The organism is Geofilum rubicundum JCM 15548 (genome assembly GCF_000974365.1).
Classification (GTDB): domain Bacteria; phylum Bacteroidota; class Bacteroidia; order Bacteroidales; family Marinilabiliaceae; genus Geofilum; species Geofilum rubicundum.
The window spans coordinates 1-12,632 of the sequence record NZ_BAZW01000040.1; the positions used below are offsets into that span (position 1 = coordinate 1).

Annotated in this window: 9 protein-coding genes; 3 read left to right on the plus strand and 6 right to left on the minus strand. The window is 49.1% G+C overall.

The window, feature by feature from the left end; genetic code table 11:
* Positions 1-219 precede the first annotated feature (219 nt).
* From JCM15548_RS14775 to JCM15548_RS14790, 4 genes are read right to left on the minus strand one after another with little or no spacing between them, the layout of a single operon-like run.
* The gene (locus tag JCM15548_RS14775; RefSeq protein ID WP_227625897.1) at positions 220-1,440 is read right to left on the minus strand and encodes a PHP domain-containing protein; all 1,221 of its coding nucleotides are present in this window, start codon (positions 1,438-1,440) and stop codon (positions 220-222) included.
* 11 nt (positions 1,441-1,451) lie between these two features.
* Positions 1,452-3,920: an alpha-ketoacid dehydrogenase subunit alpha/beta gene (locus tag JCM15548_RS14780; RefSeq protein ID WP_062127002.1), complete on the minus strand. Its 2,469-nt coding sequence runs from the start codon at positions 3,918-3,920 to the stop codon at positions 1,452-1,454.
* A 56-nt stretch (positions 3,921-3,976) separates the two neighbouring features.
* Positions 3,977-5,341, minus strand: a complete 1,365-nt coding sequence (gene lpdA / locus JCM15548_RS14785) for a dihydrolipoyl dehydrogenase (RefSeq protein ID WP_062127004.1) — start codon at positions 5,339-5,341, stop codon at positions 3,977-3,979.
* 18 nt (positions 5,342-5,359) lie between these two features.
* On the minus strand, positions 5,360-6,718 hold the full coding sequence (locus tag JCM15548_RS14790; protein ID WP_062127007.1) for a dihydrolipoamide acetyltransferase family protein: 1,359 nt from the start codon (positions 6,716-6,718) through the stop codon (positions 5,360-5,362).
* Positions 6,719-6,938: 220 nt separating this feature from the next.
* On the opposite strand from JCM15548_RS14790, the gene JCM15548_RS14795 reads away from it, so the two are divergent.
* Positions 6,939-7,658 (plus strand): GntR family transcriptional regulator, encoded by a 720-nt coding sequence (locus JCM15548_RS14795; RefSeq protein ID WP_062127010.1) that lies wholly within the window; start codon positions 6,939-6,941, stop codon positions 7,656-7,658.
* A gap of 6 nt (positions 7,659-7,664) precedes the next feature.
* Here JCM15548_RS14795 and JCM15548_RS14800 read toward each other — a convergent pair whose 3' ends face one another.
* Entirely contained in the window at positions 7,665-8,678 is a 1,014-nt protein-coding gene (locus tag JCM15548_RS14800; RefSeq protein ID WP_227625898.1) for an arabinan endo-1,5-alpha-L-arabinosidase, read from the minus strand.
* A gap of 183 nt (positions 8,679-8,861) precedes the next feature.
* Here JCM15548_RS14800 and JCM15548_RS14805 point away from each other — a divergent pair, with 183 nt between their 5' ends.
* Positions 8,862-9,485: a tetratricopeptide repeat protein gene (locus JCM15548_RS14805; RefSeq protein ID WP_062127014.1), complete on the plus strand. Its 624-nt coding sequence runs from the start codon at positions 8,862-8,864 to the stop codon at positions 9,483-9,485.
* Here the strand turns inward: JCM15548_RS14805 and JCM15548_RS14810 are convergent.
* A complete protein-coding gene (locus tag JCM15548_RS14810; protein ID WP_162198258.1) occupies positions 9,482-11,614 on the minus strand; it encodes a hypothetical protein in 2,133 nt (710 codons plus the stop codon). The two genes, JCM15548_RS14805 and JCM15548_RS14810, sit on opposite strands and share 4 nt — an antisense overlap.
* A 297-nt stretch (positions 11,615-11,911) precedes the next feature.
* On the opposite strand from JCM15548_RS14810, the gene JCM15548_RS14815 reads away from it, so the two are divergent.
* On the plus strand, positions 11,912-12,601 hold the full coding sequence (locus JCM15548_RS14815) for a TonB-dependent receptor plug domain-containing protein (protein WP_062127020.1): 690 nt from the start codon (positions 11,912-11,914) through the stop codon (positions 12,599-12,601).
* Positions 12,602-12,632: the final 31 nt, after the last annotated feature.

Genomic DNA, 12,632 nt, shown 5'->3' on the forward strand with positions numbered 1-12,632 from the left:
CAAAAAGGGCCGCCGCTGCAAGTAATTTTCTAAAAATCAACTTAATTGTCTAAAATCCGGGAACTCGCTACGCTCAAACAGCCCGGATTTTTTTACGACAATCAACTTGATTTTTTTAACGAAAATTCCTTGAGGCGGGAAGCGAATCCGCAAATTATAGAAAATCTGGTATTTCAAAAGAGAAATTCGTAAAATTCGTGTAATTAGCGGATAAAAACCTTACGCCTCTTCGATCAGGGCGCGTCCGAGTTTTTCGTAGGTTTCGCGGCTGGCGATGTCTGCGGTGCCATCGATATCTACGTAGCCTTTTTCTCCGCGGGCCACCAGGTATTGATGGGCAGCGGTCACGCAGGCGCCTCTCAGGTTCAGTTCCATTAGTCGGGCCGATAGCGGTGTATTACCACGCGCTTTGAGCTCAATAGGTTCCATGGCGGGGGTGTTATGCTCGGTGCCAAAGGTGACCACAAAGCCCTGCTCGTATAAGTATTCGGCGTAATCTTCCAGGACGGCCAGACTGTTACGGGTGGTGATGAACTCGACAGAGGCAATGCCCCGCTCTTTTAGTTGAGCAGCCACGCGCTCCTTGTCGTTTTCAAAGTCGGTAAAACCTCCTTTGGCATCGTCGGCCAAAAAGGGATAGGTGGGCATTCCGCCGGCCTGCAAAATGATTTGACGGACACTTTCCATGTCCAGAAAGGCTTGGGGACTTTCAGGGACAAAGGCGCCTCCACCGGCTTTTAACAGGTTTCCGCGTATTTCATTTTCCACAGCGGCAAAATCGGCGGGGTCCGATTTCAATTCCTTACCACCAAACACCTGCTTGTAAAATGCCTTTTGGGCTTCTGCACTGCTGTGCCGTGCTTCCACTTCCAGGCGAAAAGCTTTGGCCAGATGACGCTCCCGCACACTGCCGTGGGTCATCTCTTCTTTCACCTTGGGATAAGACAATACAAAACCGGCCTGACAGGCTTCCAGAATCTCATTCAGCTTTCCGCACATGCGTTCCACATGGTGGTTCGACTCATTGCGTACGTCTACCAACTGCTGCAGATAGGGATCTTTTAATTGCAGCGGGAAGCTTAAGCCCTTGCCACTTAAATAAATCCGTCCCGGATTGTTGGGATCGTTGGCCCGGATATTATTGGACTGGTCCTCTTTATTGAGACTGATAAATTCAATATTAAAAAGCGGGAACAGATGGCGCTTTTCGCATTCACGCGCCCATTCGGCATAGCCATCGGCGGTATAAAAATCATTCACACCCACGACTTTCACTTCCTCTGCCACAGCCATATCCAGTGCCTGAGGAATATCCTCAAAGGCACTGAAAGAATAGGGTGTATGCATGTGGGCATTCACCTTTACAGAAGTCCAGTCGTTTAGACCGGCAGCCTTCTGTAACAAGGTGGCTTTATCTGAAAATTTTGAATAGTAACTCATAAGATGTTTTTTTAAACGCCCAATTTGGAACGACGTATTTGCTCGGCATCGGTAAAATTGCTCTTGCATACATGTCCCTTTAAAGGCACTATTTTTTCGTGTATGGCATCGAGGAACCAATCAGGCTGAGGGAAGAAGCTCTCTTCCAGCTCATAAGCCGGCGTAATCCAGTTGCGTGAACCGACGACCACGACGGGGGCATCCAAATAATCAAAGGCCAGCTCACCGATATTACGGGCCAGATCGTTCAGGAAGGAACCGCGACTGGTGGCATCACCGGAAATGATGATACGACCTGTTTTCTTCACCGATTCAATGACTTTCTCATAGTTAAAAGGCACCAGCGACCGGGCATCGATGACCTCGGCGGACATATTGTATTTTTCTTCCAGTATTTTGGCAGCGTCCAAAGCCCTGTATAGGGTAGCACCAATGGTTAAAATGGTCACATCCTGGCCTTCTTTTTTCACATCGGGTTCACCCATCGGGATTTCATAATAACCTTCGGGCACGCCCTCTGTGTGAAATTGCTCACCAATGTCGTAGATGCGCTGACTTTCAAAGAAAATAACCGGATCCGTGCCCTGAAGCGCACTGTTCATTAGACCTTTGGCATCGTAGGGCGTCACGGGAAAGACCACCTTCAGACCGGGAATATGGGCCACCAGTGAGGTCCAGTCCTGACTGTGCTGGGCGCCATATTTGGAACCTACCGACACGCGCATAACCACGGGCATTTTTAGCACATTACCACTCATGGCCTGCCATTTGGGTAACTGATTAAAAACCTCATCGCCACTACGACCCAAAAAGTCGCAATACATGATCTCCGGAATGACACGTCCACCGCACATGGCATAACCAATGGCCGTACCGGCAATGGCGCCTTCTGCAATGGGTGAGTTAAACAAGCGGTGGTAAGGCAAGGCTTCGGTCAACCCGCGATAAACGGCAAAGGCACCGCCCCAGTCGCGGTTCTCTTCACCATAAGCCACCAGAGAAGGATCTTTGTAAAAGCGGTCCACCACGGCTTCAAAAAGACCATCGCGCAACTGGTACTGCTTCATTTTGGAGAAGGGCTTGCCGTCCTTATCAAAAGCATAACGTTCCTTCGTCTTCAACTGCTTCACACGGGGGTTCTCTTCCATGGGATGGTTCACCTCCGGTGTACCCGGCAACATGGCATCCACCGATTCATTAGAGAACATCATCTCACCAATGCGCTCGGGATTGTTATTCATATCCATCAAGGGAGAAATTACCGGATCGATGGACAACTTAAACATGTCCATGATAATGGACTTCACATCCTCTGAGATGGCATCCAAATCTTTTTCAGAAGCCACACCGGCTTCAACAAGCTGCTGACCATAGCCGATGATGCTATCGTGCGCCTGCCATGCTTCCACTTCTTCCTTGCTACGGTAAGAAGAAGCATCTGAAGGCGAGTGACCGGAGTAGCGGTAAGTCAGCACTTCCAGTAAAACGGGTCCTTTTTTATCTTCAATGACCTTGCGCTTGCGACGGTAAGCATCAATCACCGCCAGGGGATTGTAGCCATCCACACGCTCGGCATGCATCTGATCTTCGTTAACACCGGCACCGATACGGGCCGCCATGCCGTAACCCATGGTTTCCCCGCAGGTCTGACCACCCATTCCATACTGGTTGTTCATTACATTGAAAATGACCGGCAGTCCGCCCTTCATATCATCGTCCCACAACTTGGAGAACTGATCCATGGCGGCAAAGGTAATGCCTTCCCAAACGGGACCACAAGCCATAGAGGCATCCCCAATATTGGCCACGACCATACCGGGTTTACGGTTCACCTTTTTGAAAAGAGCTGCACCAACAGCGATGTCACCACTACCACCGACAATGGCATTGTTGGGATAAACACCAAAGGGCGTGAAAAAGGCGTGCATACTACCACCCAGACCTTTGTTGAAACCTGTTTCGCGGGCAAAAATCTCTGCCAAGGTACCATAAATCAGGAAGCGACGTCCCAGTTCTTTCACCGAACCATTGAAATTCTTCTTGACCACCTCCAGGGTAGATCCGTTAAAGAAGGTGTCCATAATTTTGGTCAACTCCTCATCACTCAGCTTGGCAATGGCACTCAGACCTTTGGCCAGAATTTCGCCGTGACTACGGTGAGAGCCAAAAATAAAATCCTCTACCGTCAGAGTAAAAGCCATACCTACGGCAGCTGCTTCCTGTCCAATCGACAAGTGGGCAGGTCCGGGGTGGTCATAGGCCACGCCATTGTATTCACCGGTGGTCTTAATGAGGTTGAGCATGGTTTCAAATTCACGTATCACCACCATGTCGTGGTACACGGCCACCAACTCATCTTTGGTAAAATTTTTAAGTTCATCTTTGACCGTCTTGTTGTACTTGTTAACAGGAATCGGCTTAAATTTGATGTCACTTGACTTTCTGGACTCAATAGGATCCAGGAATTGAATTTTTGGCATATTGTTTATCTTATAATGTTATCTGAATAAATTAGGACGCATACGTTCCTGCTGCATCAATGCCCCGAAAAGGCGAAAACGTTTTCCTTAAATATCTCTGAAACGGTGGGATGCGGAAACACCACTTCTTCAAGTTCTTTCAGCGTCATTTCGGCTTCGATGGCCATGGCCGCCCCGTATATCATTTCACTCGATGGGTTGCCCAGCATGTGAACGCCGAGAACTTCGCCATATTTGGCGCCGACCAGCACTTTGCTCAGACCTGAGCCACCTTCATTTTCAGCGACAAAGCGTCCGGCATAAGCCATGGGCAGACTCACCACTTTATAATCTATTTTTTGGGCTTTGGCGGCATCTTCGGTGAGGCCCACCCCTGAAAATTCAGGATTGGTATAGACCACGCCGGGAATGGCGTTGTAGCGCATCACGTCTTTGCGACCGGTCAGGTTGTTCACCACCACTTCGCCTTCGCGACTGGCGGTATGGGCCAGAAGGGAAAAACCGGTGACGTCACCGGCGGCATAGACATTCGGGATATTGGTCCGCATGTATGCGTCGACCTTGATGCCACCCCGGAACAATTCCACGCCGATATTTTCAAGTCCAACGCCCTGTGTATTGGGTCGGCGTCCCACACTCACCAGAATTTTTTCTCCCGAAACGGTTTCACGCTTACCGTCTTTTTCAAAGACCACCTCGTGACCATTAACCGCGGTTACTTTGGCCGACAAATGGTAGGTAACGCCTTTCTTTTCGAATATCTTGCGCAGCATGGCGCTCATCTCCGGATCCATGCCGGTCAATATTTCAGGGAGCATTTCAATCACGGTGACCTGGGTACCCAGACTGCTGAAAAAACTGGCAAACTCGGTCCCGATAACGCCCCCGCCAATGACTACGAGTGATTGGGGCAATTCCGTCAATTGCAGAATTTCCCGGTTGGTCACCACCACATCACCCGCCTCTTTCAAACCGGGAATGGGGGGCACGGAAGCTTCAGATCCGGTACAGACCATCACATTTTCAGCCGTATAAACCTGGCCATCGGCCTCAATCTCAACGCCTGAAGCGGAGCGACTTTTGATGACGGCCATGGCCGAAACAGTTTCTACGCCAAAGGCCTTCATTTTGGCCCCCACACCACCGACCAGTTTTTTGACGACCTTGTTTTTACGGGCCATCATTTTGCCGAAGTCGAAGGTCACATTTTCAGCATGGACGCCATACTTGGCACCGCCTTTGGCATGGTCATACAGCTTGGCGCTGTATAACAAGGTCTTGGTAGGTATGCAACCTTCATTGAGGCACACGCCTCCGAGGTCCTTCTTCTCAAAAAGCACCACTTTTAATCCTTTGGCACCGGCCCGTTCTGCGGCTACGTAGCCGGCGGGACCTCCGCCTATAATTGCTAAATTGTACATCTTTCGTTTTTCAGGTGATTAAAAATCCAGTTCCAGGTTCTCAATTTCCACGGCTACCTGCTTCACAAAGCGGGTGGCTTCCCCGCCATCCAAAGCACGGTGGTCGTAGGTGAGACTCAGTCCCAGATAAGGCACAAAACCATAGACGCCATCACCCAAATCTTTGGGACGGGGGACAATGGTATTGACACCCAGAATGGCGACCTGTGGCAGATTGATCACCGGGGTAAACATCTCCACCCCATAATTACCCAGGTTGGAAACCGTGAAACTGGCTGCATCAGACGCGAGCAATTCCGGATTTACACTTCCTTTGCGGCAGGCGGCCGCTATTTCTTTGAATTGGTTGGCGAGGCCCTGCACCGACAAGTCATCGGCGTTTTTAATCACCGGCACCATTAAGCCCCGGTCGGTATCCACGGCCAGACCAAAATGTACTTTGTTAAAGTTTTTCATGCTGTCACCCATGAAATGGGCATTGACCTGTGGGAACTTCTTCAAAGCCTTGATGGTCGCAAAGCAAATCATGTCGTTTAGGGTAATATTGGTCGGATACCCTTTGTCCATGGCCGCTTTCACTTCTTTACGAAGGGCCAGCAAGCGACGGGCATCTGCCCCTAAATGGTGGGTGAGCTGTGCGGAGTTTTGCAAGGAGGCATGCATGGCTTTGGCAATCAGCTTGCGCATGTTGCTGATGGGCTTCATTTCAAAATCGGCACCATAAACAGGATTTCCGGCTGCCACATCTTTTCCGGTAACTGAACCGGCCAGTCCGCTTCCTTCGGCGACCTTAGCGGCGCCTGTTTCGGCTGCGACCTGTTTGGCCAGGGGAGTCATTTTTCCTTGTGCATCTGCGGCCGATTTCACATCCCGCTCTATGACCCGTCCTTTGGGTCCGCTACCGGGCACATCCTTCACATCCACCGCCTTATCGGCAGCCAAATGCCTGGCCCTCGGAGAAACGCCGAAGCCCTCTCCCTTCGCCTCTGCTTTTGACTCAGTTTTCGCTTCCGCTTTTGGTTCGGCCGCTGCTTCTGCAGGAACATCCGCCGCTGCCTCTTTGGCTTGCGTGGTTGTTTCCTTTACTGGTGCATCATCGGCCGTTTCGCCTCCCGGGCGAAATTCATCGGTCGATTCACCTTCCTGACCAATGACACAAACATTGGTCAACACCGGCACCTCATCGCCTTCGCTAAAAAAGGATGCCAATAAAACACCGTCAACGGGTGCCTCTTCTTCAAAAGATGCCTTATCTGTTTCATAGGCAAATAGGATGTCCCCTTTGGACACCGCATCCCCAATATTCTTGTGAAACTCGGTGATGATGCAGCTTTCAACGGACTGCCCCTGCTTGGGCATAATTATTACTGTAGCCATAGAACTATATTTTTTTACAAAAATACACTTTTCAACTTGTAAATACAAGTTAAAGATGTGTTTTTTTCATGCCCCCACTTTTTTGCTTTAACAAAAGCCAGGTAAGGTCATCATTGAGCGCTTGCTTGCCTAAATTGTTTAGACATCAATTTGGTATATGTTTTTTTTATACTTTTGTAGGAACTATATAACAACATATAAACCACCAATTGCCATTACAATGATACAAGAAGGTAGCACCTTGCCACCCCATAAGCAGATATATGAGATTCTTCGTCAGCATATCACAGAAGGGATATATAAAGAAGGGGACCTCCTGCCCTCTGAAAATGAATTAACCATCACGCATGGCTTCACCCGGCCAACCATCAGAAAGGCCCTGGCCCGCCTACAAAATGAAGGCTACATTGTCAAACAACAAGGAAAAGGCAGTATCATAAAGGGCATGCCCAAGGGCATTGGTATCCTGTCGTTAAGCGGTACGACCTCGGCTGTGGGACAGGACAACCTGGAGACCAGAATCATTGTTCCGCCTGAAATTAAAACGTGGGAGGAAGCCTTTACCTATCCGCTAACGCAAGTAGAAAAAGAAGTGGGGTGTATCTATTTTGAGCGTTTGCGTTTAATGAATGGCAAACCGGTGTTTTATGACATTACCATGCTGCCCAACATCAACCTGACCCGCTTTACAAGGCGTGCGCTTGAAAACAAGTCACTCTTTGACATCCTCAGAAAAAACTACCAGATAGAAGTCACGGGTGGTGAACAGAAAATTCTCGCTACAACAGCCGGGGAGCAACTGCAACAACATTTTCAGGTGGGCCAAAACCACCCGATTGTCCAGCTCAACCGAAAAATTGAAACCAACCGCTACGGCTTCTACATCTACAGTCAGGTCTTTTGCAACACAGCAGAATATGCCCTTTACGGTATATTCTAAACCTTATCAGTAAACAGCCTCCACTTTGGGCCAGCCGTTCTCCCACTCAATGGGCAGAATGCGCAAGTAGCTATTACCGTCCCTTTCCATGTCGTAGGCATGGAATACCAGGTAATCCACCCCGTCAAAGGACACAACGGCGTTATGTCCGGCACCGGCGTAGCGCTCACCGCCCTCAACCACCAGGGTGCCGCCACCTTCCAGCATGGACTGACCATCGGCATCAAAATACGCCCCTGCCAGGTTTTCAGAACGCCCTACTACGACTTTGTAGGTACTCTCGGCGCCGCGGCAACAAAAATCAAAAGAGGCAAACAGATAGTAGAAACCATCCTTTTGAATGATGAAAGGGGCTTCAATGGCGTTGGTGCTTGTTTGTCGCGTAGCCAGGACCGTTAAATCATCCACCTCCTGTGCCAGGGAAAGCCCGTCAGGGGTGAGCTGAGCGAGCATCAGACCGCCCCAAAAAGAGCCAAACGAAAGATAAGGGGTGCCTGCCTCATCCACAATAAAATTCGCATCAATGGCATTCCAGTCGGTCTCACCGGGAACCGATTGAATCACCTTACCGTGATCCACCCATTCAAAGTCCGGACTGTCCGGATCCAGGGTCTTGTTGGTGGCGACCCCCATGGCAGAAGTGTTTTTTCCAAAGGAAGAAATGGAATAATAAATATGGTATTGTCCTTTATAGTAGGCAATGTCCGGCGCCCATATGTGTCCTTTAAAATCTTCAACGGCTTCCCTGGTCCATTCCGGGACCTCATCGAACACAGGCCGCTCACGTTTCCAGGTAATTTGGTCGTCCGACGAAAACACCGATATGCCCCAACCCGTAGTAAACAGGTAATACTTTCCGTTTTCCCGAATCATGACCGGATCATGCACCCGTGTCGTGTCCTTATGGGTTTCAACACCCACCACACGTTCCAGATAGGCTTTCCGATGGGCGGCTTCATCCTGCGCCTGGCCTGTTGTGAAAATAAGCAACAGCATCCATATTGATAAAAATAGTCTCATCCTCTTTTCTTTTAATTCGTAACATCCATGATGCCTGTATATACAAATCTAATGCAAAATTTTTATATTTGCACCTCCGGGTATATTTTAGAGGCACGGTTATTGCAAACCCAATCACTAAGCCCTTAACTTTCACCTCTGTCTGTCTTGTAAAATGTGCGCCTGTTTAAAAACTATTGACCTATGAAAAAAAAATTATCTTTGCTGCCTTTGCTCCTAATATTTATGGGGATAGAAGTATCAGCCAACCATCTGGTAAACATGCCAAACGATTCAACGGAAGTTGAATCAGAAACACCGCAATTGAGCTACGAAGATCAAATGCTGACCAAATTATTTTTGGACCACGTGAGTGACGGCAACGCTGAATGGGCCTTATCCATCTGGGAAGAAATATCTTTTAATGAAACCGAAGAGCTTCAATCGGCCTATCTTAAGGCGTTGGAAGAAACCGGACAAAAGGAGGGGCTTTTTACGAAACATCAGGAACACCTGAAAAAGTACCCCGACAATCAGGCCTCACGCTTCTTTATGGCCAAGCATTACTTTGCCAAAGCAGAAACCCAGTACCAAAGGGAGATGGCCAAATATAAGCAGAACGAAAACGCCACCACTTATGCCTATTTGAGAAGGGAACTCTCCCGCTTATCGGAAGACTATCGCAAATCCCGCGACATCCTTCTGGAACTGCGCCAAATGGATCCCAACCAAAAAGCCTACATATTGCTTTTGAGAAACTGCTACATGCGCTTGAACAATGAAGCGGAAGTCAACCGATTGACCAAAGAACTGGAAGCGCTCGACTAATAGGACACCCAATTATTCATATTTTCATATTGTACCTTCCAATGGCCGTTTTGCGGAAATCCATTGTTGCCCTCACTGTTTTTATAAGTACACATTAAAGACACGGCAGACAAGATACCGCCATTGCCCGGTAAATAAAGGGGCAATTCGGCATGCTGATAATTGTGCCCGTTGACCAGATAGGTGTTTTTCGGGGTATCCATTAATAAAATATCCACTGCCTCGTGGGGGCGGTTCAAAAAAGTGGCGGTCATGGCAGCCAATGGAACATCCCATCCCCAGATGGTCTCCCATTGCCAGACGCTTCGAATCACATCATAGGAACTTTCCAGAAATTCGAAATTCACATAAGCACTGGGCGGTAAAAAACCCATCATGCCCAACACCATGGGATGATCGGAGAGGTAGTCCCGGTTAATGTAGGAATCAGTGGCATCCTCGGTAAACAGATACAAATCGTTCTTGACCGGGAGGGGCGACAAATGATCAATCACTTGCTGCCATTTTTCGTCGGGTGCCAATCCGGCCCTCTCCCGCCACTTCTGCGCCGTCCGTAGTCCAAAGTCCCAGTAAGCCAGTTCAAAAGCGGCATTCTCAGTCGTCTCAGGCGCAAAGCGCTCCTGGGCAGGAATGAGTGGCGGACCCAGCACATAGCGCTGATCGGTACTGTCCCAACGGGCATAGGAGGCCATAAAATCAGCCGTGGCAAAAACCAGGTCCTGGTATTTTTCTGCCAGACGGTCTCTTTGGTAATCATTCTGCCACAGCAACTCAGAAAAATAGATGATATGGGGCTGCTGCCAAATCAAAAAGGTACCAATGGTACTGGGACTTTCAGCGCCATCGGGCGCTATCATCTTGGGCCATCGAACCCCGTCGTACCCCTGCCATTGGGCCGTTTGTCGGGCCTTATCAAAAATCGTATGGTAATAATCCAACTGCTCCTCTATCAAGTCGGTCCGGTTCCACAAAATAAAGTGCAAGGCGTGCCACCAGTGCATCTCCAGATGAAATTTTCCATGCCAGCTATTCATGGTCAGTCCCGTTTCCTGCGGCGGATAAGGCCCTGTGCATTGTAACCGGGTCAGGTATTGCGACAAAACCACCCGTCGTTCCAGCTCAAAAGCTATTGGGTCGGTACATTCCGAAAAATCAACGGCGGCCCCACTCTCCCAGAACCGGGGCCACTGTTCGCGACTGCTGCTTTGAACAGCGCTGAAATCGGGCAATAGGTCATCCGCCTCTGCCTGCGAAAACAAAACGGCCAGTTCTATTTCATCTTCACCTGTCGGCACCAAATAATAATCATGTAAGGCGCTTGTCTCAATGGAGGCGGTGCCCGACCATTGCAAGGAGGTGTAATAGGTGATATCGTCCAGGGCTCTTTGGAACCGACAGGATTGGGCATCCAGCGGGATCAGGGTGGTGGAGTGACGGTCGGGTTGCCCCAGATCATAGCCGGAGGAAAACTTGTCAGGATGACCATAGGGAAATCGCAGACGCATCCTGAGACGCCCCTCTTCCAGCAAGGAAGAGGCAATCCGAAAGGCAACGGCGTCTTTCTCCTGGTGTGCCACCGTTGTCACCTCAACAGGCACACCTTCTACGCTAAAAGAGCTTTTCATTTCACCCGTCCATAAATCCAGCTCCTGATGCACATCCTCAAGAGCATCCAAAGCCACCACATTACCGTCCAAAAGTTGTATCTCCAGTCCGACAAGTCCCAAATGCAACCGATGCGGATTTTCACGCAACCACTTGGTGGCCGATTGCTGTCGCTGACTTCCTTCTCCCTCGTACTGGTACAAGTAGGGGACAGAATCCTGGCCGGTCCAGTAGCGCCTGGTCACATCATCAAAGGTATAATCTCCCTGATTGGGAAAGGAATTCCAGCCCCAATCGGATAGGGTACCTAAAGGAATACCCTGTTCGTAATGGTCGGGAAAACTTTGCATGCCCGTAATATCTGCTGTAAAGGCAAAGGTCCCATTGCCCACCGTAAGCGGTGACAGTGCATCCTTTGACTGATGAATAATGGTATGACGCGCCACAAGGGCCTTTCGGTCAATTCCCGGGGGCTTATTTGAGCAGTTCGTTAACACACTCAAGCATAAGACTAAAGCAATCATCAGTGGCAATGTCAATTGGCGCATAGCAATTTGGTATTTTTTCCGGATCAATACAATTCAATGGCTTGAAGATACTAAATATTAACAAATCTCGATATCCCCGAAAATTTGGTTTTTGAGTTCCCGGGAACTTTCAACTAATTGGGAATAACTTCGGCGTATCCTGGGCAAGGATAATGAAAATTTAGTTGTTTCTTTATTAATTGAAATACCGACTTTTAGATAAAACCAGTAAGGGTTTTTCCGACCCCGATGGTCTTACTAAAAAGCAACAATATTCATTATAGACATTTAGTTATGAAGACAACACTAATCGTTTGGATCCTTATAAGCCTGTTGAATGCAAGTGCCCTGGCACAGACGCGGGTGGTTGAAGGTTTTGTCACCACGCTCAACGATTTAACGGTGAGCAACCTGCGGGTTACTGCCGAAAAAGCGGGCTCGGCGGTAATGACCGACAGTCTGGGCCGTTTTACCATCGTGACGAACGCGAAGGACGTCCTCCGGCTTACCAGTCGCGATAATATTTTCAAGGACTCAAAAGTGCGCATCAACCGTCGCACCCCCGACACCCTGAACATTCATCTTACTTTCAACAACACACCGGAGAACCAGGAGCTGGTGGTGGGTTACGGCTATGTTAAACGCAGCGAACTGACCCAATCTGTGTCCCAAATGGAAAACAAGCGCAACGATTTTTGTCACTACTCCAACATCTTTGAACTCATCAAAGGCCGTTTAGCGGGTGTTCAAGTGGTGGGTGGCGGACGAGAGCCAGAGGTCATCATCCGCGGCATCTCCTCCATTAACTCATCCAATGCCGCCCTATATGTCGTCGATGGCATGGTGGTTAACAGTATTTCTCACATCAGTCCCTGCCATGTTAAAAGCATTAGCGTTCTCAAAGATTCATCCGCTTCGATATACGGAAGCAGGGGCGCCAATGGGGTTGTTCTGATCGAGACCAAAAAGGGCGGCCAGCCATAGGACCATAAAGCTGAAAACACCCAATTGGGAT